The organism is Lysinibacillus mangiferihumi (assembly GCF_003049665.1).
In the GTDB taxonomy this organism is placed as follows: domain Bacteria; phylum Bacillota; class Bacilli; order Bacillales_A; family Planococcaceae; genus Lysinibacillus; species Lysinibacillus mangiferihumi.
Window position 1 is genome coordinate 45,845 of the sequence record NZ_PYWM01000017.1, and the last position, 23,512, is coordinate 69,356.

26 protein-coding genes are annotated in these 23,512 nt (G+C 34.3%); 4 read left to right on the forward strand and 22 right to left on the reverse strand.

The features are described from left to right. From C9J37_RS15765 to C9J37_RS15865, 20 genes are all read right to left on the reverse strand, one after another. Complete coding sequence (locus C9J37_RS15765; protein WP_167397326.1) at positions 1-930, reverse strand: oxamate carbamoyltransferase subunit AllH family protein; 930 nt, start codon at positions 928-930, stop codon at positions 1-3. A gap of 141 nt (positions 931-1,071) precedes the next feature. Beyond that, entirely contained in the window at positions 1,072-1,749 is a 678-nt protein-coding gene (locus tag C9J37_RS15770; protein WP_107896097.1) for a cysteine hydrolase family protein, read from the reverse strand. A 191-nt stretch (positions 1,750-1,940) separates the two neighbouring features. Then, on the reverse strand, positions 1,941-2,102 hold the full coding sequence (locus C9J37_RS15775) for a XapX domain-containing protein (protein ID WP_107896098.1): 162 nt from the start codon (positions 2,100-2,102) through the stop codon (positions 1,941-1,943). Positions 2,103-2,173: 71 nt separating this feature from the next. After that, positions 2,174-2,359: a XapX domain-containing protein gene (locus C9J37_RS15780; RefSeq protein ID WP_024364802.1), complete on the reverse strand. Its 186-nt coding sequence runs from the start codon at positions 2,357-2,359 to the stop codon at positions 2,174-2,176. Between the two features lie 260 nt (positions 2,360-2,619). Then, complete coding sequence (locus C9J37_RS15785; protein WP_107896099.1) at positions 2,620-4,248, reverse strand: PucR family transcriptional regulator; 1,629 nt, start codon at positions 4,246-4,248, stop codon at positions 2,620-2,622. A 340-nt stretch (positions 4,249-4,588) separates the two neighbouring features. Further along, entirely contained in the window at positions 4,589-5,068 is a 480-nt protein-coding gene (locus tag C9J37_RS15790; protein WP_235617137.1) for a magnesium transporter, read from the reverse strand. A gap of 99 nt (positions 5,069-5,167) precedes the next feature. Further along, the gene (locus C9J37_RS15795) at positions 5,168-5,434 is read right to left on the reverse strand and encodes a CPCC family cysteine-rich protein (RefSeq protein ID WP_107896101.1); all 267 of its coding nucleotides are present in this window, start codon (positions 5,432-5,434) and stop codon (positions 5,168-5,170) included. 26 nt (positions 5,435-5,460) lie between these two features. Beyond that, on the reverse strand, positions 5,461-6,474 hold the full coding sequence (locus C9J37_RS15800) for a S66 family peptidase (RefSeq protein WP_107896102.1): 1,014 nt from the start codon (positions 6,472-6,474) through the stop codon (positions 5,461-5,463). Between the two features lie 989 nt (positions 6,475-7,463). Next, positions 7,464-7,913: a hydrogenase maturation protease gene (locus C9J37_RS15810; protein WP_107896104.1), complete on the reverse strand. Its 450-nt coding sequence runs from the start codon at positions 7,911-7,913 to the stop codon at positions 7,464-7,466. Next, complete coding sequence (locus C9J37_RS15815; protein WP_107896105.1) at positions 7,913-9,319, reverse strand: nickel-dependent hydrogenase large subunit; 1,407 nt, start codon at positions 9,317-9,319, stop codon at positions 7,913-7,915. The genes C9J37_RS15810 and C9J37_RS15815 overlap by 1 nt, the downstream gene beginning before the upstream one ends. Continuing rightward, positions 9,312-10,217 carry a hydrogenase small subunit gene (locus tag C9J37_RS15820; RefSeq protein ID WP_107896106.1) on the reverse strand — a complete coding sequence of 302 codons (906 nt, stop codon included), beginning with the start codon at positions 10,215-10,217 and terminating at the stop codon, positions 9,312-9,314. Before C9J37_RS15820 ends, C9J37_RS15815 begins: the two co-directional genes overlap by 8 nt. Continuing rightward, positions 10,210-10,746, reverse strand: a complete 537-nt coding sequence (locus C9J37_RS15825) for a cytochrome b5 domain-containing protein (RefSeq protein WP_107896107.1) — start codon at positions 10,744-10,746, stop codon at positions 10,210-10,212. Before C9J37_RS15825 ends, C9J37_RS15820 begins: the two co-directional genes overlap by 8 nt. 55 nt (positions 10,747-10,801) lie before the next feature. Then, a complete protein-coding gene (gene hypE, locus C9J37_RS15830; protein WP_107896108.1) occupies positions 10,802-11,812 on the reverse strand; it encodes a hydrogenase expression/formation protein HypE in 1,011 nt (336 codons plus the stop codon). A gap of 1 nt (position 11,813) precedes the next feature. Next, the gene (gene hypD, locus C9J37_RS15835; protein ID WP_107896109.1) at positions 11,814-12,920 is read right to left on the reverse strand and encodes a hydrogenase formation protein HypD; all 1,107 of its coding nucleotides are present in this window, start codon (positions 12,918-12,920) and stop codon (positions 11,814-11,816) included. After that, complete coding sequence (locus C9J37_RS15840; RefSeq protein WP_024363297.1) at positions 12,895-13,128, reverse strand: HypC/HybG/HupF family hydrogenase formation chaperone; 234 nt, start codon at positions 13,126-13,128, stop codon at positions 12,895-12,897. The genes hypD and C9J37_RS15840 overlap by 26 nt, the downstream gene beginning before the upstream one ends. A gap of 15 nt (positions 13,129-13,143) precedes the next feature. Then, a complete protein-coding gene (gene hypF, locus C9J37_RS15845; protein ID WP_107896110.1) occupies positions 13,144-15,447 on the reverse strand; it encodes a carbamoyltransferase HypF in 2,304 nt (767 codons plus the stop codon). Next, positions 15,432-16,091 (reverse strand): hydrogenase nickel incorporation protein HypB, encoded by a 660-nt coding sequence (gene hypB / locus C9J37_RS15850; protein ID WP_107896154.1) that lies wholly within the window; start codon positions 16,089-16,091, stop codon positions 15,432-15,434. The genes hypF and hypB overlap by 16 nt, the downstream gene beginning before the upstream one ends. Position 16,092: 1 nt before the next feature. Further along, on the reverse strand, positions 16,093-16,446 hold the full coding sequence (locus C9J37_RS15855; protein ID WP_107896111.1) for a hydrogenase maturation nickel metallochaperone HypA/HybF: 354 nt from the start codon (positions 16,444-16,446) through the stop codon (positions 16,093-16,095). An 853-nt stretch (positions 16,447-17,299) separates the two neighbouring features. Beyond that, positions 17,300-17,692, reverse strand: a complete 393-nt coding sequence (locus C9J37_RS15860; RefSeq protein WP_235617138.1) for a YidH family protein — start codon at positions 17,690-17,692, stop codon at positions 17,300-17,302. A gap of 542 nt (positions 17,693-18,234) precedes the next feature. Beyond that, positions 18,235-18,693, reverse strand: coding sequence for a DUF2231 domain-containing protein (locus C9J37_RS15865; protein WP_201262174.1), 459 nt, complete (start codon positions 18,691-18,693; stop codon positions 18,235-18,237). A 491-nt stretch (positions 18,694-19,184) separates the two neighbouring features. Here C9J37_RS15865 and C9J37_RS15870 point away from each other — a divergent pair, with 491 nt between their 5' ends. From C9J37_RS15870 to C9J37_RS15885, 4 genes are all read left to right on the forward strand, one after another. Then, positions 19,185-19,454: a translation initiation factor 2 gene (locus C9J37_RS15870; RefSeq protein WP_107896112.1), complete on the forward strand. Its 270-nt coding sequence runs from the start codon at positions 19,185-19,187 to the stop codon at positions 19,452-19,454. Between the two features lie 53 nt (positions 19,455-19,507). Then, a complete protein-coding gene (locus C9J37_RS15875; RefSeq protein ID WP_107896113.1) occupies positions 19,508-19,930 on the forward strand; it encodes a ferritin-like domain-containing protein in 423 nt (140 codons plus the stop codon). Positions 19,931-20,175: 245 nt separating this feature from the next. Then, positions 20,176-20,736 (forward strand): hypothetical protein, encoded by a 561-nt coding sequence (locus C9J37_RS15880; protein WP_107896114.1) that lies wholly within the window; start codon positions 20,176-20,178, stop codon positions 20,734-20,736. A gap of 492 nt (positions 20,737-21,228) precedes the next feature. Further along, positions 21,229-21,996, forward strand: coding sequence for a MerR family transcriptional regulator (locus tag C9J37_RS15885; RefSeq protein WP_107896115.1), 768 nt, complete (start codon positions 21,229-21,231; stop codon positions 21,994-21,996). A gap of 401 nt (positions 21,997-22,397) precedes the next feature. On the opposite strand, the gene C9J37_RS29015 is transcribed toward C9J37_RS15885, so the two are convergent. Both C9J37_RS29015 and C9J37_RS15895 read right to left on the reverse strand, forming a co-directional pair. After that, positions 22,398-22,547: a hypothetical protein gene (locus tag C9J37_RS29015; protein WP_235617139.1), complete on the reverse strand. Its 150-nt coding sequence runs from the start codon at positions 22,545-22,547 to the stop codon at positions 22,398-22,400. A 487-nt stretch (positions 22,548-23,034) separates the two neighbouring features. Further along, positions 23,035-23,322 (reverse strand): hypothetical protein, encoded by a 288-nt coding sequence (locus tag C9J37_RS15895; RefSeq protein ID WP_107896116.1) that lies wholly within the window; start codon positions 23,320-23,322, stop codon positions 23,035-23,037. Positions 23,323-23,512 lie beyond the last annotated feature (190 nt).

Below are 23,512 nucleotides of genomic sequence, written 5' to 3' on the forward strand. Positions count from 1 at the left end.
TTATTTTTCCTCCTTTAGGTCGATAAGCTGTTGATATGCTACGCTAACACCAGTCAGCATATCTGTCCCAGAGGTCGATCCCATTTCTAAAATACACTGTAAATGGGGAATTGGATTACCGTCTATGTTGTCCAATACATTAAGTAAAGCTTCATTGACCTGTCCCTCCAGGCATTGCTTTAGCATAAAATAGCTTACCGTGGTCGTTCTACCTTTCAATCTCTGCAACCATTTTGCGCTACAGCTTTCCATTTTTTTAGATAGGGGGGATTCAAAATACTGCCAGGTAGCCAATAGCCCTGTTAGAAAATCATCGCCAGACGGTGTTAACCCCATGCCAAGTCCCGCAAAGTTATAAAAAAACCTACCAAACTTATCGGTCTTCATATCCAGCTTTAGCTGCTCTAACCCTTCAAGAAACGGGGAGAAATAGATATTTTTTCGTGTAGCAATAGGAACCTCCCAGTCTGGATAAGTGAAGCTTTTCCACGCTGGAAAAATTCCTCCTTTTGCTCCGTGCTGTAAGATAAAATTGTTCAATAGCCGCAAACGAGATACGGTTGGCTTTTGCTTAGCTTGACAGTGCGGCTTAATATCCCTATTCCAAACGGCCGCATTTGAAAAATCCCATTGCCAATCGTTGATTTTCAATAAATTATAGTCAATTAAACAAATAGATTTAGTCAATATTATGGTCGAACACATCTTAGAAAAATAGTCATTCTGACAGGTTTTCATCATGCTAGGTGATTGAATCACCTCATTCTTTGCCAAAGAAAAGAGCATTGTACCGTCATCAGTTGTGAAATTTACTACCTTATCGAAAACACTGTGGACTACTCCAATTGGTTCACCGATTGATTGCTGGCGCATCCATTCAAGTAGACGACCGTCCATCTGATTGATTTTACATGTATATGTTGGAACCATAGATATCACCATATTCTCATGATAGCTAGTAGAATTACGGATACGGGCATGCATTGGACATGATAATGTAGCATGCCCTCAACTGTTTATTCTTTTAAATGAAAACGCTTTATTAAATACTTCGTGCAAATGCTTTCTTCGTTAATCTTCAAGTGCAACAAGCAGATTTTTCGATGGAGCTGTCCACCCAAAGATGCCACCTTGCTGGTTAATCATGTGAATGGAGTCTTCATGGTCTTTTGGATCAAATGCTGCTGAGCAATCTTCAAGTAGTAAGCAGTCAAATCCACGGTCATTCGCTTCACGAATCGTCGTTTGAACACAGACGTGAGTCGTTACCCCTGCAACAAGCAAATGCGTAATACCTTTATTGTTTAAAATCACTTCAAGATCTGTTTGATAAAAAGAACCTTTTCCAGGTTTATCAATAATAACTTCGCCTTCAACAGGCTTTAGCTCGTCCACAATATCATGACCATACTCACCACGGATAAGAATTCTTCCCATTGGACCTTCATCACCAATGCCTGCCCCTTGCTTGCTGCCGCGTTTTAATTTACTTGGCGGGCAATCTGATAAATCTAGGCGATGCCCTTCACGAGTGTAAATAACCATCATACCCTTTTCACGTGCAACTTCCAAAACCGTCTTAATAGTAGGAATAATGGAGCATGTTAGCGTAATATCATTCCCTAGCTTTTCACCAAAGCCACCTGGTGCACAAAAGTCACGCTGCATATCAATAATGATTAACGCTGTTGTTTCTAACTCAAATTCAAAACTATAAGGTTTCGCTTCTATTGTATATACTTTATTCATGTAGATCTCCCTCTCGAATGGTATTCAAAACATCTAGCTTTAGAAAACTGACCGCAATGATTTTTTTGATGAAACGGAAAATAATACAGGAAAAACTTGAGTCCATTATATGGAGATAGGCAACATAACTCAAACGTTTATAATTCGACGTAATAAGTTAGCCTAATGAAGGAAGAAGATTTTATGTCTTTTTAGAAAAGACGCAGGACAGCGTATACTAGCTCAGCACCTAGAAAGATTCCTACTACCCCAACAATACCAATAAGAGGGGGAGCCGGCACTGGCAGCTTGATGAATTTGAATAAAATGCCTACAAGTAAACCTCCTATGAATGACAAGATAATCTGCAACATCTTACATTCTCCTTTTTTAGTGGGATGTATTCATTAAAAACCGCATAACCAAGCATTTTCTGGTGGTTCGTTTACGTACTCACATTTCTCTTTTCTTTGAGAGAGTTGAAAAGAGAATCCATTAGTACACCTCCTAAAAATATACCTACCATTCCAAATATACCTACCAAAGGAGGGGCAGGTAACGGTAACTTAACTAAAGAAAATAATATTCCTACAATCAAACCACCGGCTAAAGACAAAAGATAGTCACGCATTTCCAACACTCCTTGTATTCCAAAGTGTAATACAGAAACTAAATACCTAAATCGTGTATGATAACTGCTGTTTATTGAAACCTCCCTCCTTCAATACCTACATGATAGCATTTGAAAGCGTTATAATCATTGTAAGAAGTTGATATTTATTTCTCTGTTAATTGGCAACTTTCTACAAAGCATAACGCCTTTTTTACAAAAAAAAGACATTGTCGAGAAGACAATGTCCAACGTAAAGTCGTCGCTCGGGTTCTCCACCCTCACCCTTTTTTCAGTTGCAAGTATTGATGCAATTGGTAGGCTAATGAAATTTCTGTTAATTCGAAGCCGTCCTCACCGTCGATGCCAAGTTCTTTCAGCTTATTGATTCGGTAACGCATCGTATTATAATGAACAAACATATCCTCTGCCGTTTTTTGCACATTTGTATTATTTTTAATGTAGTACTTAAGCGTTTCTAAAAGGTTTGTATTTTTCTTTTTATCATATTCGAATACTTTCCCTAATTTTTCGGTTACGAAATCTTCCAGCATGTAAAGATTATCAACATAATGAAAAAGTCGGAACAAGCCGATATCGCCATAAAAATGAACGTAGGACTGTTTTTGTAAATGTTCTTTATAAACTTGAAACACTAACGTTGAATTGTCATAATACTCTTTCATTTGGTTAAAATGATGGACTGTATCAGATATACTAACCCCAAGATTTCCATTTTTCTCAAACAGCGTGAGTATCGTGTCCCCTAGATTTTGAAGTTTTTTCCGAACATTCTTTTCAGACACCAGACTAATAAAACATACTAAAGAGTCATTAATATAAAGGACTTTGCAATTTTCTATCGGAACATCCACTATTTCAGAAGCCGAGCCCTCAATCAGACCTGAATCAAGCATTTTATGAAATATTGCCAATTTCTTTTCGCTATCTTTCTCATTTGTTTTGATGCTTACTAGGACAAGCGGAAATTGCAAGTTCCATCTAAACACTTTCGCTTTTTCAATCATTTCGGTTTGGGAAGTATATTGATTATGAAAAATGTCCCGGACAAAACTGCTTAAATGATTTCTTTCTTTTTGAAGCAATGTTTGCTCTGTTTGAAATAAAAAAGCGATTATAAAGGATGCTTGTTCGATAGCAATAATTAAATCCTCTGTTAGATTTTTTTCTTTTTCTAGCAATATGACTAAAAAGCCATAGTCATTGCCTCCTGCAAAAATGCACTGAATAAACAAATCATTTTTGTCATAAACGTTATCATCGACTTGAACAGAAAATGTTCTCTTGCTCGAGTCTGAATTGTACGCCTTGTGTTGGATTGAAATTTTGTGTTCGTTTTGAAGTGAAGACCCGACATATTCAAAATCATTGTTAAGAAGCAACACTGGGGCATTAACAAGACTAGCAATAGAATGAACGAACTTGTTGACATCTGTGCCCTCCAATAATAACTCCAGTAATTGCTGGTGCATCTTATTTCGAAATTCCAACAGCGATGTCTTTACGTCTAAAAACTTTGTCAGTACTTGATTAGTCAGTGTCGATAAGTTTGCACCATCTGGTAGCTTCATTAGCGGAATACCAAGTTCATTTGCTTGCTCCACCATAATGGTTGGAATTTCAGCGACATATCTTCCTGGCTTAATGGCAATTCCTGCAAGATTCAATTCGGCTAATTTTGGAATTAATGTTTCAATATGCTCCGGTTTATCAGCAACAGGATACAAGGTGGTGAGCAGCAATCCGTTTTGATCGATATATGCGTAAATATCCGGAACTTCCATAAAATAGACATTTTCAACTCTGCGGCTCAATCCAGCCTCTCCTGCAAGGACTTCTACATCTTCAAATCCCTCCATGTTTAAAACATCACTTATTGTAATAAACATATAATCACTCCAGACGAGAAAAAAAGTTCCCTTATTTTCGTTTATTAGACCGCATACATTATTACGTGACAGCTTCATTATGAACGGTTGTGGTGTTACCAAAGAAAAAACACACCGACAATTCTTTTCGTTTCAATGGATACTTTGTCATAAAGATGTTTTTATTATAACACGAATAGCGAACACCCTTTGGTCCTCGACAATTATGAACCACTAGCTTTATTCAAACCTATGTATTTTTGGTGGCAATAAAAAAGACTATGCTGGCTGACATAATCTTTCTTAGTCACGGATGATTCTGTTCATTTTGTTGCAACGTCATGAAGCAGTCGCGCTATTTTCAACCTTCTTTGTCATATTGATTATTGTATCTTTCTATTACGATACAATGTTGTTCTTTAAATTTTTCATGGTTCGGATTGTACATTTGTACCAGATGATTGAGAGATAGCTCTTCGTAGTTAACGTTAACATACGGTATATGTAAGTCATTCTCGTCATGACCAATCCATACCCTCCATAACTCTACTATTTGCTCTTCTCTAATATTTTTCTCTAGGTACGCCAGTAATTGCTTTGCCCTCAATTCCGAATATATAAAAGCAACTTCATAAATGAATGGATAACTTGTATATTCACTAACATCATAGTAAGCATCCTTTTTAATGACCAACTCATTTAAGTCCTCATTATTTTCAACTACTACTATTTGGGCACTAGGATCCATCTTCTCCCAAGGTACCAACTCATGTGGTTTGATTGCTAATTCCATAGCTTCCCTAACAGTAATCGTCTTCGCTTTTGTTTCCACTTCTGGCATTGCATAATTTGTTGCGATAAATGAACAATAACTCAGTTCAACTACCTCCTAAATTCGACTATTATTAAACAATTGCTATGTTAGCACATTAAACCTCCTCTAAATCAACCGTTTCCAATTAAAATCTTTTTCATCTTTATCATTAGGTTTTCTGACAAACTCCATGCATCTTTCTTCACAAGCCCCAAATACAATAAAGTTTTTTTGGGCTTGCCTTAAGGATGGAATATTAGCTCCTCCTTCCCAATCAGGGTCATCAAATTGAACTCCATCATCTTCCCAAAAACAAATTGTACATATGTCATAAGTTCCTGGGGGTTCTTCGTCTAATGTTTTATATCCACAACAAGGACAAGTATATTTCATAGCATCGCTCCTCTTTTCCTCTGACTTTACTTAAAGTTTTGCAAAACAATTCCTTTGCCCTTTACTACTTCTACTTCAGCATAAGCACCATTGATAAAAGTTATTTGTGGAGGAACATGACCACAATCCACATCATAAATAATAGGTATCCCAAGCTCATCAGACAGCTCTTTATAAACATCTTCCACTGTGTAATTATTTACAGGTGTATTCGCATCACTTCGACCGAACATAATCCCTGCACATTGCTCAAACCAACCAGCAAGCTTCATTTGAACTAATGACCTTTTTAAATCTGGTGTGTTTAATTCACAATTCTCTAAATACCATAACACGGGCTCCCCACTGATATGTTGTTTTCTAAAGGTTTGGACATCACCATAAGCTGTCCCAATCAAATGTCTAATCACGTCTATACATCCGCCAAGTAAACGGCCTTGTATCTGTACTTGTTGATTGGACACAGTTTTCCAATAAGTTTGTTCTGTTAAATGAAAAACACATGGCGAGGGAGCATTGTGTTGCCATTCCTTTTGATATTTAGATGATGAATATTGCAGGACAGATTCCCCACTATTAGTCGATAATACAGCCTGCCACATGGCAGTAGTGTCATCTGAATATTCGCCTCTTAAATCTACAAGATTAGTACCATGAGCAGTAGCTATACCTGTTTTTAATGTAATTGCTAATAATAATGCACTGATATCTGAATAGCCTACTACCCATTTGTTTTTTATCTGTTCAAAATCAATTTTTTCAAGTATTTCAATTAACAGTTCTCCACCCCATGGAGGAATAATGATATTTATATGATCGGCACCCATCATTTCATTAAACTCATCCGCCCGTTTTTCGGCAGAAGCTGATTTAGCTTTTTCTTGAGTCCAAACCGTATCACCACAAATAATATGAAAACCTTTCGATTTCAGACGCTCACAGGATTGTTTAAACATCTCATGTAGCCCCTCCGGAACCCCTGATGAAGGTGCCGTGACTCCTATTGTTGCATCTTTTTCTAAGCGCGGGTATTTGATCATATTTATACCTCCAATATTTTACATTATTTTACCAAATATTATTTCACCGAACAATGACTATTATTAAACTAGTTAAAGTCACTTTATAAATAAGCTCTCATACTAAAAAACCACAAAACGTTGATTAAATAAGTATAATGATGCATCAATTATATGAAGTTCATGTACTTAAGGCTTGCAGAGACAAAAACAAAAAATGGTATGACTTACCCATAAAAACTGGGTGGTCAATCCATTTTTTATTTACACTATAAAAGGTAACAGCAAACCACTTATTTTAGCAGCTACCATACCCTATGCATCGGTAAATGTGAGCGTTTCTCCAATATTAAACACTGTATTTCTCTTTTTTTCGTCTACTTTCCATGATATCGAGATTGTTCCTTGTTCCTTTACTAAACAGATCTTCTATTTCTTTATTTTCAACCTGAGTATAATTAACAATAATTTCGTCTTTGTACTCTATTTTATTCTTTGCTGAATCTTCAAATTGAGAACGAGATCCTTTCCAATAAACATCTTCCCCTAATAACTTTCGAAATGTATTAAAATTCAATAATTTACATTATATAATTTTATTGCAAACGCCTATTCGAATAATTAAAGGTGCTCATTCTCTCTTCCTTTTTCAATTCTTACTTTTTTTCTCATAAGATGTAATAGTTGGATTCAGTGAATGATTATTTTTCCCTTTTTAATTTATCAATGCTTTCAGTTCATGGACTAAAACACACGAACGCATCATTGATGATTAGTAAAATGGTAATTTTAAAATTACCGAACGATGCAAAAAGAAAAAGCAACCGACTTTTGCGATTCCATTCGATAAAATGGTCGATTTCTGGTCGGTTGCTTATATTATTAATTGTTTAGTAACGCTATAACCCTTGCTTTCAAGTAATAGCCTCCTGTAAGTTGCTCTAATTGCAGTGAGTTTCTTGACAGCTTCATAATCATAAATAAGTTCCTCGTTTATAAAAATAATTAAATCAGTTGATTAACTGTTGAATCACTCCTTTTACATTTTTTTCTATTTCATTTCTTTTATTTTCTATGACTCTGCTTAATCCAAAGTTAAATGAAATTTTATATGGCTCAATTCCAATTAGATAACCTTTGATTTGATTTCTCAATTGATACAATACTTGAAATAAATGAAGATTATGAACTGAAAAGTCGAATGAACGAGATACAACAAGATGATCTAATGAATGAATTGTTATCTCTCCTGGTTGCCCACCTGTAATGGTACAATCTATTATAATAACAAACGTTGCATTTTCGATTTGTTGAATACAATAGTCGATGTCTGACTCTCCAATAATATACTGGATATTTTGTGCACTTGCATCTCGCATCATTTCTTCCACTAAATAAATGCCAATCCCATCGTCCATCATTAACCGATTTCCAATACCAAGTACGATAACTTTCTCCATTAGAACACCTTTATAGTTTTTACTTTTTTTCCGGGGCTGTATACATGTGTTGCACATGACATGCACGGGTCGAAAGAACGTAGTATTCTGCCAATCTCAACTGGTTCATCAGGATTAGCTATCGGTGTTCCAATTAGCGCTTCTTCAGCTACTCCTCTATAACCATTTTCATCTCGAGTTGAAAAATCCCATGTTGATGGTGTTATAATTTGATAGAAGGAAATTTTCTGATTTTTAATCTCTAGCCAATGCCCTAATGCTCCTCTTGTAGTATCTACTAGTCCTCTACCAGATGCTGATAAAGGAAGGTCGTATTTTTGTTGCATTTCCACATCCGGTATAATTTGTTTAAGTAGTATTTTCATAATTTCTGCAATCTTCTTTGTTTCTAATGCTCTTGCAATTGTACGATCCATTGCTGAAATACGATTTATATAATTTCCACTTAAAATTAGTCTTGCTAGTGGTCCTACTTCAAAAGGAAGTCCATTATATCGTGGTGCTTTTACCCAAGAATATGCCCCTTTTTTATCCATGTCTGGTTCTAGAACGGCTTGATTTTGTTTATCAGTTTTCTCTGACAACTTGTAATAAGAGTAATCTATTTTTTCTTCTATATTATTTTCGTTAAACACTTCTAGGCCTTTTTTTGATAGAACAAGTGGATTCGTATACAGTGTTCCTAACTCTTTATAATTATGAAATGAACCATAAGATAGTAAGTTACCGTACCCTCCACCTAGTTTAAAATATTCGGGATAATAATGAGCAATATCATAAACGTCAGGAATCATTTTTTCGTCTATAAATTCCACAATTTTTTGTAATAGTGAATCAATCAATACTACCTTCTCAGATGTTGCTTTTGTTGTAATACCACCGATAAACACCCCATGATTATGTGGTGCTTTCCCTCCTAATACCGCTAACATTTGGTGTGCTGAACGACTGATAGCGAGTGAATCTAAATAATGCTGTGCAATCCGATTATTAATTTCTTTAGCTAATCGAAAATCATGATGATCCGTTTCTAAGAGTGTATTTTGGCCCAATTTAACAAAATCAGGAACAGTATATTGATAAAAATGACGAATGTGATTTTGTAAAAACTCACAGCAATGAATGATGTCTCGTAAATAGCGTCCTTGTTCCATAGGCTCAATTTTTAGTGCATCTTCTAAAGCCAGTGAGGAAGCCATAGAATGTGCCGCCGAACAAATTCCACATATTCGTTGTGTAAAGTAAACCGCATCAAAAGGACTCCTACCTACTAACATTTGTTCAAATCCTCGAAATAAGTTTCCTTTTGTTTTTGCATCCACAACTACATTGTTTTCAATCCGAACGTCAATTTCTAAAAAACCACTAATACGTGTTAAAGGATTTATGATAATTCTTTTATTCATCTTTTACCACTCTCGTTGTGTCATAGCTAATAAAAGGAGCCATCGCATCTGGAAAGCCAAATTGCGCACACCCAATACAAGGTGTATCATCCCCAATTGGCCAATTTACGTGCCCGTTCCATTGCCTTGTCGGACAATCCGTTCTCGTTACTGGCCCACGACATCCAAGTTTGAATAAGCAAGTTTTATCACTTAATTTCTCTGCAAAAATTCCCCGATCAAAAAACGGTCTTCTTGGGCAACGGTCATGAATAAGCGTACTATAAAACATCAATGGGCGGTTTAAGTTATCAGTATCTGGCTCCCCATATAATAAAAGATGGGCTAAGGTTCCTAAAAACCAATCTGGGTGTACAGGACAACCAGGTAACATTATCATTTTTTTATTTGTTAGAACTTTGTTTATACCTACTGATTCAGATGGGTTTGGTTTTGCTGCTGACACTCCACCATGTGTAGCACATGCACCGACTGCCAATATGTGTGATGCTTTTTCTCCTAACAACTTGATTGCTTCTAGTCCTGTTAACGGTTTTCCTTTCCAACTACCAATGATGTTGTAAAGACCATTATTTTTTAAGGCTACTGCCCCTTCAACGGCTAAAATATAATCTCCTTCTAGTGCGTTCATTAATTTGGCAATAGCTTTTTCACCCTCCGAAACCATTAACGAATTACTGTAAAGAATATTGACCATTGATGTAAAAGCGTATTCAAAGTCTGGATTTTGCCCGTTTAACAAAGATATGATATTTCCTGAACAACCATTCAGTTCTAAATACACAAGATTCTTTTTGTTAATCAGTCCATTGTTTACATTATTTAACGCATTTGTCGTTAACCTTTTTGAAATAGCTTCATTACTTAAATCTTCCGGCGGTAAAATAAGCTTATTCATTATATAACCTCCCCACAACAGGTAGAGTTGTTAAAATAGATTGTTGACCAGCATGACATGAAGCAAATTCTTGTGAATATTCTTTACCAGCTAGTAAACCAAAGTGGGTTGCTGCAGCCCACGCTCTATTATTGGTGACATCATAAACAGTGCCGTTGACAGCAACATAAGCAGGATTTCCATTTTTACCATTGAAATTTGCTAATTCTCCTATTGTAAAATTACGTCCGTTTAAATGTGGAATGGATTGATTTGGGGATTGAGGTGTAGTAGGTGGCACTTGAGTGTTTTTAGGGGTATTGTTTACAGAAATTATTTGTGAATGATCAGATATTGGCTGGTAACAATTTAAAGCTTGATTGACAAGTAATTCACCAATGAAATGGATACTAGAAGTTGTATCCCATAACCTTTGAAGAATTACAGGGGTTATTGATGATTGATTAGTTGTAGAAAGTGTATAAATATCTTGTTGTACTTGCGAAACAAGGCTGTTCAACTGCCATCGAAGCATCTCGATATTTTGCATGTTTTCCTCCTAATTAGAGAGACTCCACACATTTTATGCTTCATGTTTATTTTCATTAACAAATTCTAGGTAATAGCAGGCCTGAAAGACGGAAAAGACGTCTTGTAGAACCTATAGGTGTTTTTAATAACACCTTCCCCTCTTCTTTTTGACATTCAGTAATTTGGCCAATTACTTTTGCATCTTTGCCTAGTTCATGATTTTGTAGGATATCTAAAACACAATCTATTTGATTTTTGTCAACAATCAGCAATACTTTACCTTCATTAGCAAGATAGAGTGGGTCAAAACCTAAAATATCGCATGCTCCTTCTACCTCTTGCCGAATAGGAATTGAACTGTCTTCTAATTCAATTGTACAATGCAATTCTTCACATAGTTCGACAAGTGACGTTGATACACCACCACGTGTAGGATCACGCATTACACGAATCCCATCCACTTTCTCTAAAAGCTCTTGTAGTAAATGATTTAATGAAGCACAGTCACTTTGTACATCTGTCATCAACCCCAATTCCTCGCGTGCAGATACGATAGCAATTCCATGGTCTCCAACTGTTCCACTTACAATTACCATATCGCCCACGCTTATATTTTCTGGATACAATTGATGTGTTTCTTTTATAAATCCAATCCCTGTTGTGTTAATAAATAATCCATCAACACTTCCCTTTTCTACTACTTTCGTGTCACCAGCTATGATTGACACACCTGCTTTTTTGGCTTCTTCTGCCATACTTTTAACGATAAGTTTTAATTGCCTTAATGGAAATCCTTCTTCAAGTATAAAACCTGCAGTAATAGCTTGAGGTGTTGCACCACTTACTGCTAAGTCATTGACTGTTCCCGTAATAGCAAGCTTACCAATATCTCCACCCGGGAAAAATAAGGGTTTTACAACGTAACAATCTGTTGTAACTGCTAATTTTGAAGCGTTTAATTTAATGATTGCTGCATCAAGTTGTGTGTGCTGAAGATTACCAAAAGATTTGATAAAAACATCTTTGATTAACCGATGAGTTAACTCACCGCCTTCTCCATGTGTTAAACTAATACGTTGAACCAAATTATCCCTCCTTCATATATTGGTAATGTGCTGCACAAGTACCTTCTGTCGAAACCATACAAGGACCAATTGGAAATAATGGTGTACACCCTCTACTAAATAGGATACATTCCTCAGGTGTTATTACCCCTTGAATAATTTCACCGCAGCGGCATTTTGTTTTTCGCGGCTCTTCAACAGACACATGAAACTTTTTCTTTGCATCGAATATCGCATATTCAGGTTTTAAAATGAAGCCACTGTTTTGAATTACCCCTATACCGCGCCATGCTTCATCGTGGTAATCTAAATATTTTTCCATCAACTTTTTCGCGACTATATTTCCGTCATTTTTGACCATATATTTATAATCATTAATAATTTCAATTTTTCCACTTAATAATTGCTGTAATAGTTTATAAATCGCTCTTAACAATTCAACTGGTTCAAACCCTGTTATTACACCAGAAATACCGTACTCTTTTACTAAAAAATCAAAACTATTCTTGCCTGTCACCACAGAAACATGACCAGGTAATAAAAAACCATCTATATTAATCTCTTTGCCATTAAGTAGCGTCCTTAGTATAGGCTCCACTAATTTCGTTGTCATCCAAATAGTGTAATTTGTTAATCCCTTTTTTTCTGCCTCCTGAATAGTTGCCACAAGAATAGGTATAGTCGTTTCAAAACCAATACCTAAAAAAATGACTTCTTTTTCTGGATTCTCTTCTGCAATTTTAATACTGTCTAACGGGGAGTACACAACTCGTATATCCTTGCCTTCTGTTTTTGCTTCCATTAAAGAAAACTTTGATCCAGGGACACGCACCATATCACCAAATGTACAAAGAATGCGATTGGTATCTCGTGATAATTCAATCATGGTATCTATGGATTTTTGATCTGTTACACAAACTGGACATCCTGGTCCTGCAATTAAACGAACATGGTCTTTCAGTCTTGTTTTAATACCAGTTTTTGCAAAAGCCATTGTATGTGAACCACATACTTCCATCAGTACGGGGATTCTACCTTTTTCTTTCTTATATTGCTCAGCAAGTTGAATGACTGCTTCCAAAGATTTTCGTAGAATAATAGGATTAGATAAATGTATCAGATGTTCCATTCATTATATTCCTCCATTCTTCCATACTCTCTTTTGCAAATTTCTCATCAACTATAGTCATGGCTTGCCCAGCATGTAACAAAACAAAATCGTTTAATTGAACTTCTGGTACAAAAACGATTCCAACAAACATCTTTGATCCCATTACATCCACTAATGCTTTCTCCGCTTTTATTTTTATTACTTTTGCAGGAACCCCTATACACATTGTTTCAAGTCTCTCCTAACTATTTTTATCTATAATTTTATGCGCAGCAATTAAAAGTTGTCCTATAGCTAAGCCACCATCATGGCATGGAATCTTTTGATGTGTGTATACTTGAAATCCTTTCTCACGAAGCTTATTTGTTATTTCAATTGACAAATAGTTATTTTGGAACGAGCCACCAGAAAGAACGACATTTCTATTTAAAACAGGGGATTTTTTCACAATTAATACAATCATTTTAACGCAACTTTCAACAATCGTTTGATGGAACTTTTGGATGATTTGGACAATAGGTTTTTGTTCTAATTTATCAATGACTATTTGACGTATCATAGCACTCATATCAAGTACAAATTCTTGAGGATTTTCTATAATTTCGAAGGAATACATATCCTTCGTTGATTTATTCATTGTGTCACGAGTTAAGTAATCAGATAACTTGATTGCTGCTTCTCCCTCATAAGTAGAACTTGTACAGATGCCTAATATTGCACTAACCGCATCAAATAAGCGTCCACAAGTTCCTGCCATTGTTGTATTTAATTGTTTTATAACCATTTGTTCTATGACATGAATTTCGTTTGATTTTTCAGGGAAAAGTTGTGTAGCAAATCTATTTCCTTCTTCTTTCAAAGATGAAACAATCATACCAACTGCATTCCGCCATGGTTCTTTAACTGCCTTTTCACTTCCAGGTAAAGGTGTGTACTTTAAATGGCCTAATCTTCTGATTCTTTTTGCATCTCCATATAAAAATTCAAACCCCCAAATATGACCGTCATTACCGTAACCAGTACCATCTAAAATAATACCCAAACATGGTTCTTTGAGATTATGTTCTGCCATACAAGATACGTGATGAGCGTGATGATGTTGAATCGGTATTATTTCACTTTTCGATTGTTTTGCCAGTATAGTAGTTGCGTATAAAGGATGCATATCAACGGCGATATATTTTTCGTCAACAGTGTACCATTCTTTAAAAGATTGAAGCTGTTTGTTCAAGCTATTAATCATTTCCTCATTTTCTAAATCTCCAATTTGCGGGCTAAGTATTAGACCTTTTTGTCCCCCTATAGCAAATGCGTTTCTTTGATTTCCACCAAGAGCAATAATATTTGAAACATTCATATTGGATTCAATTACTTCAGGTGCGAAACCTCTAGCACTTCTAATAATGACCGTATTCTCTCCATTATGCTGTATTACTGAATCATCAATTGGATGTGCAATTTCACGATTATGCGTTAAGATATAATCACAAAGTTCACTCAAACCCTCATAATCTGAATCTTTGTAATAAATGGGAGAGCCACTTCTGTTGGCACTTGTCATAATTAGACATTCCAGTTCTTGCGTATCAAATAACAGATGATTTATAGGTGTATAAGGTAACATAACTCCAAGCTTGGTTAATCCAGGAGCAATATTAAGTGGTAATGAATTTTCTTTCTTCATTTCCAATAAAACGATAGGATTTGCTGAACTTGTTAATAATGCGGCTTCATCAGATGTTATATAACAAAATTTCCGCGCGACTTCTAGTGATTTTACCATTATAGCGAATGGTTTTTGAGGACGTTTTTTTCTATTCCTTAGTAAATCTATTCCTTTTTCTTGGGTGGCATCACAAACAAGATGATAACCACCTATTCCTTTAATGGAAATGATTTTCCCGAGTTTCAATAATTCTGTGGTTTTGGCGATTGCGAAAAGGTTATGCGCTATTTGCTCACCTTTTGTATTTAGTAGATTCAATGTTGGTCCACAATTAGGGCAACAAATTGGTTGTGCATGGTGCCGTCGATTATTTGGGTTATGATATTCATTTTGACAGTCTGAACACATCGGAAATTTATTCATAGTCGTCTGAGGACGATCATATGGAAAACGATGTATTATCGTATAACGTGGACCGCATTGAGTACAATTAATAAATGGATGTTGAAAACGGCGATTTTGTGGATTCATCATTTCTTCAAAGCATAATTCACAAATTGCAGCATCTGGAGTAATAGCGAGAGTCGTAGGATGTTTGCTTTCTTTACTTTGAAGAATAGAGAAATCTTTGTAATAATGAGGCGGTATTTTTTGTATTTCCAAATCCGTGATGTTGCATATTTTTGGTGGATTACTTTTTAATTCATGTATCATCTCGTATAGTCTTTCTTCTTCACCCTCTATAATAATCGATACACTGCCAACGGTATTTTGTACAGTTCCTTTTAAGTCGTACTTTTTTGATAGATCATACACAAAAGGACGAAAACCTACACCTTGTATTTTTCCCTGCACAACGACATTTAATGCTTGATACATGTACGATAAACATCCTTAATCCAATTAATCCAATCATCTATACCTTCCCCTGTCGTTGCAGATACTAATTTTAATTGTGCGTTGGGATTAATTTGTGCTAAATCTTTTTTAGCCTCTTCGATGTTAAAAGCTACATATGGCAAAAGATCTATTTTATTAATAATCGTTAAATCCGTTCTTCGAAACATGACAGGATATTTCGGTATTTTATCATTACCTTCTGGAACACTTAAAACAACAACTTTATAATCTTGGCCTAAATCATAACCAGATGGACAAACTAAATTACCAATGTTTTCTATAAAGAGTATATCAATAGATTCAAAGTTGAATTCTGGAATAGTCTTGGCAATCATTCTTGCATCTAGATGACAACCACCCACAGTATTAATTTGAACTGTTTTGATTCCAAGAAAGCGTAATCTTTCTGCATCTCGTTCTGTCGCTAAATCTCCTTCAATCACAGCAATATTGAACTTGTCCGCTAGTCTTTTAACTGTTTCTTCTAATAGGGTTGTCTTACCCGCACCAGGTGAACTCATTAAATTAATTACTAGTGTTTTATTGTCTTTAAACAAATTCCGATTAAATGTTGCCGCTACATTCAGATCGGTTAATACTTCTTCTTTAAGTTTTATTTTCAAACTAATCACTTCCTTCATAAAATTCAACTTGAAATGTTTCTCCTGATATAATCAGGCCATCTAGTAAATTGCATTTTGGACAAAGGGCGATGCGATAGTCAGGTTCAAACTGAAATAAACAGTTTTGGCATTGTGATATTGCCTTTTCACGGATAATTGTTAATTGGGATTCTTCATTCAGAAGACAGGCTCTCTCTTTACAAAAATACAAAAATGCCAATTCTAACGCATCTGGCAACACGTTTGATAAATCTCCTACAATCATTTGGATTTGTTTTACTTTTTGAAAACCTCTTAATTTCGCATCCTCTGAAACAAGCTGAATGATTTCATACATTAATGACATTTCATGCATCTAATAGGCGCCTTTCTTTAAACTTCTATAAAAATTTTATGTTTGATATGATTAAAAAGAACTTACATTATGAATTAAGTATTAATCTTAATAATTTCTTACTTTGTCTATTTTGGTATGCGTGCTTAAAAAGAGAGAAAGAATTTATCCCTGTCCTAGCTATGACATAACCATATATTTGGGATAATAAAACACTCTAGCATTAGTAAAAGTGAAGAAGAGCCATTAACTTCATTCCCATATATGAATCAGTTGGCATGTTGGGTCTTAAGAAATCGAGTATAAGAAAGGAGAATGGATAAGGTATGTGAAGATTTCTAAGGAAAAGCATAATAAGAAGCACGTCATTGCTTTAGATGGTAGTAAAGGAAACAGTACCGCTGCAATTCTATGATGGTCACCGCCGTATTTGAAGCAACAGGTATCTATCAAAACCGTAAAGCATTTATCAAAGATGTTTCCATTTAATAAAATCATTTAATAATTGAGTCTACATCATTGGCAATCTTGAATTTAGTATTGGCACAAAGACTCGTAGTCAGATAGCATTTTATATCCAATTAAAGAGCATTTTATGAAGCAAGACACCGTTTTTTAAATTTGGCTCTTAATAAACTAAATCGGTTTAATCATGAAAGATTAACCGGTTTGAACTCGTATTATTAAGTTAAGCAATTTAAAATAAAATCTCTTTAATTAAGCTATCCCTTGTAAATATTTCAAGTCTCCTATTAAACAATCGATTTTATCTAGGTTTGAGATAACATACTTGCTAATTTACTGTATGGGAATTTTCCCTATCTGTCATTTATCAATACGCTTTATGTTTGCCTTAAACATTCCTCATTTTAATCTATGATAAACTAATCATCAAAAAGTAAATAATCACCAATAATATTAGGATAATTAAAAAATAAGAAATCCACACAATATGTCTATTTGATGGAACAAACTCTTCATTCACTATCTGTTTTCTTTTTGCAGAATAATTAAATGTAGCTGTAAAGATAATTAAAATCCCAAATAAACAAGCTAACAAGCCGATTATGGCTGATAAAAAATCTACCCAGAAATTCCGAACAGTACCTATGGCAAAGTGCAAACTCGTTGCCAAGAAAGCAACCCCTAAAATGGAAATGGCCGTTCGAATCCATGCTAAATATGTTCTTTCATTTGCCAAATGTTGCTGGGCATATTTTAATTGCTTCATTTCTATTTCTGCATTATTTAAAGGGTGATTCTCCATCTAGTTGACACCTACTCTTTGGTTAAAATATTTTCAATTATTCTATTTTAATATATCCTATTGTAGAAAGAATAAAAGAGGATTATTCAATTTTAATGTATGTTGAGAAATGATCTAAAACCATTTTTTTAATCTTTTGTTCTACATATTACTATGTAATGAGAAGATAAAAATGATTAATGACACACGCCACCGTCAGAATTCACTTAAAAATAACACGTTGAAATAGAAAAAAGGTTATCCCTCTCTCCGCTAAGAGAGGGATTATTATCAATTGTTTCGTTGTAGAGTTGAATTATTTTTGACGATAGAGGTAGTAATGTAACATTTAAGGTAAATAAAAAAGGAATTATGAACTTGCACAACTTACAATACCCAAAGCAGGTGAAAAGACGAAGGTTAAAAAGGAGGAAAATCATGTATTAACACGATATCCAAAAGCAATTTACGCAGAATACAATGAGTTCCATTGCTTGCTATGGGAAATTGGCAAAACTAACATCTACAGGGCAAGAAAAAATTGGTTATAAAAAATCCATTTTTTAATCACGATCTGGCAATTCGTAATTGTCTGTATTACTTAATTTTTCACTTTCATACACCATCTTTCCTCCCAGATGCCCGGTATAAGCTAATGTAGAAGAACCTATGATACCTAAAATCACCACTAAAGTTACGATCCATTTTGTATTAATTTTCAGTTTCTGCCCAAATAATTTTAATATTGAATTTGCACCAAACAATATTAAAGATAATAAAGCCATATTTTCATGTAATTCAACTGTCGATTCGATAACTTCTCCCCATTTTTGTTCAGCAAATTCTTCTGCTGCATCACCTGTCATAAAAGAAACCAAACCGGTTACAAAACCTGTTACAAACAAAATTGTACTTGTCTTAAATAAATACTCTTTCTTTAAAAACAAATTGATGACTTCAATTACTGTTGCTGTTAATAATAATGCAATTGGAAAATGCACAACGGACGGGTGTAGTGGCACGCAATTGCCTCCTTCTTAAAAAAATTTACACAATAGATCAAAACAAACATCAGGAAAATTAATTCTGCGTTTATTTCACTTGTTATAAAATAGTCTATCCACTATGAATGAAATTTAACTGAAAATATTAATATAATGAAACAAAAATTGGACTATTATCATGATGAATGAAATCTTTATCTATTTAATTGAATTTTCAGAATCAAAGAGACCTCAGGGGAGTACACAATTCTCAACTGTCCATCATGGCAGCGTGCTTCTCAGTTTACCAGTTATGTCACTATGCCACTAGCTCTTGGCATTCCTAAATTATCATAATTAGCAACCATTGTCGTATGGACGCTCTAAATCCATTTCCTAAGTTCATTCATGTGACTTATTCTATACAACAATGTTCCTGCAAAAAATTTAGGTCGTCACCTTTCTTTTCCTTAATACATAGGATACGGTTAAGATTATTTTCCACTATAAAAGTAAAGGGGGATATAGTAATGAATAGACATAAAAAAAATCCACAACAAAATCTAGATACGACGGAAATTGAAATAGCAAGATTAGCATATATCGGAGCATCAATCGCAACATTGGGTGACGGTCTTTCTGCAGTTGCAGCAGGTCTAGCTCTAAATGCTTTAGAAAAATCAAATAATCAGGATCCTCAAAACCAAAATAGTGATAAATCGAAAGAAGTAGATAATTTGCAAAAACAGATAGACCAAATAATCATTGAACTAAAACAAGTAAAAAAAATGATGCAATAATTACATGTTACTGCCAGTTACTTTTAAAGCTTATTAAAAAGGAGTGTGAACGATTGCAATACGCCGTACAACCAACTTCAAATAATCAATTTCTTGTCGATCTTGTTAAAGCCATTAATGGCGAATATAATGCTATTCGATTTTATGAGCACTTGGCTCAGCTTGCTCCAAATGAGGATGTTAAAAACCGTATTCTAGAGATAAGAAAAGATGAAATGCGACATTACCAAGGTTTTGCTTATATGTATACCTCCCTTACTGGTCAACACCCTTCTCCACAAATAACAGAGCCATTGCCATTAAATTTTAAAAGCGGAATTTTAACTGCATTTAAAGACGAACAAGAAGCGGTCGAATTTTATCATCGTGTGGCTCGACAGTATAATATTCCTTTTATTAGCAACCAATTTAGTTCAAATGCATCAGACGAACAAAATCACGCAGTTTGGTTTTTATTCTTTATAAACCAATATTGAAAATGTTTTACCGACTTTTTTGTCGGTTTTTTATAAATCTTCTTTACCTAACAATATCTGATACGTACATCTTACAGATTTATTTATGCTAAGTGTTTTAGTAGGTATTATGTATAATTTCCATTAAACATTCCTCCTCTTCATGTAGATAACAAATCTCTTAAAGTAATCCCTCCATTCGCCCTAGCGTATTTCCCTATAAAACATATTTATAGAGATAATAAGTGGAAACTTGAGGTGATTTTATGCATAAAAATAAGACCTATAAAATCGTTCAGAGATGCTATTCAGAACTAGAATGTAAAAAATTTAATAAGATAAAAGCAATTTGTCCACCAGAGCCACAGAAGGAACAAGAACCTCCGATATCAAGTTGCGGGCTTTTGACCGAATTTGATCAAAATATCGTGTTACCTACTTTTATTGAGCTTACGTTGTTACCAACACTTTTAACTACTGTCACATTAAACATTGACGACTTAGATGACCGAGTATGGTTAACTGGGACAGTTCAGACAAGGGTATCTACAGGTGCGCCTGCACCAGGTTTTGTTCAAATTGCTTTCCAAATATATAGAAACGATCCTACTTTCACATCATCAATTTTCCTCCTTGAAGATATAGTAGTGAATAGCGGGTTTGTAAATGGTAATGCTACCACCTTTACCTTTGTAGACCTCTCATTGCCTACTGGTGTGAATACTTACTATCTTACTGGACAAATATTATCTACAGATCCCCAAGCTACAGGTGTTTTTGTTGAAAAAACTATTTTTACAGGAGCAGAAATTGAAGCGAATAGTTAGGTAATATCAATTTCAAGAACAAGAGATTGTCATAAGAATGCCAAAACCATTAAAAAGTTCTAAGTATGAGTATATAGCCCTAGTCAGTGGTTCGTTTTGCCATTTGGCTAAGCTCTGACCATAGTATTAAGTAAGTCGAATTCAAACCAAACCAATTACCTCTGGCAGTTATGATGCGTTATGGTGAACTTAATGACAATCCTCTAACTTGTTTTCAGTTCGTTTAGATGATAGAGTATGCACTTTTATCATTTTAAAGCACAATGGGTTATTTGCATTTTACGACAAACTTGTACAAGCCTTTTTTAATAATGTTAATTTTGACTGGTCAACTTCAATTTATATTCAGTTATCCTCCAAAGTTTTAATCTTTTATTTCTGAGATAATGCAACAAAAACTATTGGATGCTCCATATTATTCAAATTCTCTCTTGAACCTGAAGTTACTTGAGGTTTTATAATAAACTTATACTTTTTATAGGAGGATTTTTGATGAAGAAGAATAACAAGTATTCCATTGGGGAATTTTCAGAAAAGACAGGAATCTCTATTCCTACTTTACATTACTATGATGAAATTGGTTTATTACGACCAGAAAAGAATCCATCTTCAGGGCATCGCATTTACAAATATCAAGATATGATAAACTTACAAAAAATTCTAAGTCTAAAATTCCTAGGATATAGTCTAGATAAAATCACTAATTTGTTAAATGAATCGAGCTTTTCTGTTGACTTAAATGAAAGCTTGTCCCTCCATTTGCACGCTTTAGAGAAAGAAGAAAAACGAATCGAGCAATCCATAAAATCCATTAAAAGAGTAATAAGATTAGTCGAGGAAGAAGGAGAAGTGGATAGCACCTTATTATTTAGTCTTATTCACGGTATGAGTACTGAACATATACATGAAGAATGGATGAATCGCCATATGTTAAAGGATGTCGCCGAAGAGTTATCAAAGAAATCGGAAGAAGATAAAATTCTTTTAGATCAAACGTTTATTCAATTGACGAAAGAAGTGAAAAAATTATATGGTAAACCAGTAGAGGACCCAAAAGTACAAGAGATGATTAAGACTTATTTAGAAGCTTTATTTTCATTTCTTGGTGAAAATATGATGCAAAAACTGGCTGACACTAATATCGAAGAACTTGATATTCATGAAATAGAAAATATAACACTATCCCCCTTCACAGAAGATGAACAAAATTGGCTTAATCAAGTGATGGAATATTATATGAAGCAAGAAGTAATGGATTAAAGAGCTATTCGCTTATACTAAAGTTGGGCAATCTTTTTTAAAACAGCACAATTTGATTTTCCATTAAAGAGGCTTGCAGAAATGAACATTTTTCTAGGAAACATGTAACTTTAGAAAAAGATTGATTAAAAAATCTCCTTCAACCCTTAATTATCAGCTTAATAGAAAAACTTCATTTTTCAAAAAAATTGATCCAATTAAATGAGCCTTATTCACCTAAAAACACATTAGTTGAATAAGGTTATTAATTTGGTCTTTTCACATTGTGCTTCTAACCTTACCTCATCTTGTTTTAATCCTAATCTCATTTACCCACCTCATTTTCAATATAGTTAACTAATTCGTTCTATTATCTCTTTATCCTTCTTAAACTAAACTGCAGTGTTTGAAGTAGGTCATAGTTAGATGAACGCTCTTGTCAACACATCTAGTCGCATCGTCATAGAGGTATCCCATACAACATCAAATCTACCTAATTTATTAAAAAAAGCTGATTTTTTACATGCAATAGTTTCACCATTCATTTTGTAATGTTTATAAGCAATCTCCATATCCAGAATTCCCTTACCGCATTTCACTATCTCTAAACTATATGGCTTATCAGGACATTGCTCTTCAAAAACAACTTCAGGTTTAACAAATAAAAAATAAGAGTAATAGAATTGGTGTAATCATTAGTATCAAATATTTTTTTCGTGATATTCCCCCCCAAAAGTTACTCATTTAATTTCCTATAAATTCACCTTAGTTCAAGATATTCCTAATTCTTATACCATTATAAAAATCCGCATTAAGCATGTCCTCTGAGATTTTATCTGCATTTAACATTAGAATAGATTAATTCTGCCTAATAATATTTTTTCATTAATGCGTAAAAGATCCTTCTAAATATGTAAAATAGGCATTTAATAATTAAGAATAATGATATAGAATGGTAAAAGTTCTAAATTTGAACAATTTCCTCATTCAATTAAATGGCCCTTTCGCTAAAAAAGGCACAATTCTTTTTTAAGAATAGCGCCCATTTGTTGATTAACTTTATCTACTATATGAAGTCCAAACCCTATACACATATTTACCGTCTACCTCTATCTCATCTCTATGTAATACAACAACCACATTAATGTATCCCGCCCATTGTGGTATTAGTTCAGTTAAACAATCAATTACCTTTACATTAGGAGTTGCATAACCGACATTTTCTTCTCTAAAAAAGTGATTTGAGAAATCTTGATACAATGAGTCCGTCCATTCATATACTTCAAACAGAGAATCAAAAATCCTATTATCTTCTCTATATTGTCCATTTACCCAGTGTATTTCCATAACAATGTCCCCTAACATTTGTTTTTTATTATGAATGTAAAAAGGATGAGCGTTCCTCCACAACAGGATCTTTAAGAAGATAGACACTTTCATAGTTTCTCGGAAAAACGTCCAATTGTGCAATATGGAGACCATAAAGTATCAAAAAAATGCAACTTAAAATTCAAAAGAGAATCATAATATTGCAGCG

What these genes read in the sequence shown, in the direction of transcription:
- C9J37_RS15765 (WP_167397326.1), bottom strand. Translation starts at nt 930, where the DNA reads ATGGTTCCAACATATACATGTAAAATCAATCAGATGGACGGTCGTCTA.
- C9J37_RS15770 (WP_107896097.1), bottom strand. Translation starts at nt 1,749, where the DNA reads ATGAATAAAGTATATACAATAGAAGCGAAACCTTATAGTTTTGAATTT.
- C9J37_RS15775 (WP_107896098.1), bottom strand. Translation starts at nt 2,102, where the DNA reads ATGTTGCAGATTATCTTGTCATTCATAGGAGGTTTACTTGTAGGCATT.
- C9J37_RS15780 (WP_024364802.1), bottom strand. Translation starts at nt 2,359, where the DNA reads ATGCGTGACTATCTTTTGTCTTTAGCCGGTGGTTTGATTGTAGGAATA.
- C9J37_RS15785 (WP_107896099.1), bottom strand. Translation starts at nt 4,248, where the DNA reads ATGTTTATTACAATAAGTGATGTTTTAAACATGGAGGGATTTGAAGAT.
- C9J37_RS15790 (WP_235617137.1), bottom strand. Translation starts at nt 5,068, where the DNA reads ATGCCAGAAGTGGAAACAAAAGCGAAGACGATTACTGTTAGGGAAGCT.
- C9J37_RS15795 (WP_107896101.1), bottom strand. Translation starts at nt 5,434, where the DNA reads ATGAAATATACTTGTCCTTGTTGTGGATATAAAACATTAGACGAAGAA.
- C9J37_RS15800 (WP_107896102.1), bottom strand. Translation starts at nt 6,474, where the DNA reads ATGATCAAATACCCGCGCTTAGAAAAAGATGCAACAATAGGAGTCACG.
- C9J37_RS15810 (WP_107896104.1), bottom strand. Translation starts at nt 7,913, where the DNA reads ATGGAGAAAGTTATCGTACTTGGTATTGGAAATCGGTTAATGATGGAC.
- C9J37_RS15815 (WP_107896105.1), bottom strand. Translation starts at nt 9,319, where the DNA reads ATGAATAAAAGAATTATCATAAATCCTTTAACACGTATTAGTGGTTTT.
- C9J37_RS15820 (WP_107896106.1), bottom strand. Translation starts at nt 10,217, where the DNA reads ATGAATAAGCTTATTTTACCGCCGGAAGATTTAAGTAATGAAGCTATT.
- C9J37_RS15825 (WP_107896107.1), bottom strand. Translation starts at nt 10,746, where the DNA reads ATGCAAAATATCGAGATGCTTCGATGGCAGTTGAACAGCCTTGTTTCG.
- hypD (WP_107896109.1), bottom strand. Translation starts at nt 12,920, where the DNA reads ATGGAACATCTGATACATTTATCTAATCCTATTATTCTACGAAAATCT.
- C9J37_RS15840 (WP_024363297.1), bottom strand. Translation starts at nt 13,128, where the DNA reads ATGTGTATAGGGGTTCCTGCAAAAGTAATAAAAATAAAAGCGGAGAAA.
- hypF (WP_107896110.1), bottom strand. Translation starts at nt 15,447, where the DNA reads ATGTATCAAGCATTAAATGTCGTTGTGCAGGGAAAAATACAAGGTGTA.
- C9J37_RS15855 (WP_107896111.1), bottom strand. Translation starts at nt 16,446, where the DNA reads ATGCATGAAATGTCATTAATGTATGAAATCATTCAGCTTGTTTCAGAG.
- C9J37_RS15860 (WP_235617138.1), bottom strand. Translation starts at nt 17,692, where the DNA reads ATGGAGAATCACCCTTTAAATAATGCAGAAATAGAAATGAAGCAATTA.
- C9J37_RS15870 (WP_107896112.1), top strand. Translation starts at nt 19,185, where the DNA reads ATGAATAGACATAAAAAAAATCCACAACAAAATCTAGATACGACGGAA.
- C9J37_RS15880 (WP_107896114.1), top strand. Translation starts at nt 20,176, where the DNA reads ATGCATAAAAATAAGACCTATAAAATCGTTCAGAGATGCTATTCAGAA.
- C9J37_RS15885 (WP_107896115.1), top strand. Translation starts at nt 21,229, where the DNA reads ATGAAGAAGAATAACAAGTATTCCATTGGGGAATTTTCAGAAAAGACA.
- C9J37_RS29015 (WP_235617139.1), bottom strand. Translation starts at nt 22,547, where the DNA reads ATGGAGATTGCTTATAAACATTACAAAATGAATGGTGAAACTATTGCA.
- C9J37_RS15895 (WP_107896116.1), bottom strand. Translation starts at nt 23,322, where the DNA reads ATGGAAATACACTGGGTAAATGGACAATATAGAGAAGATAATAGGATT.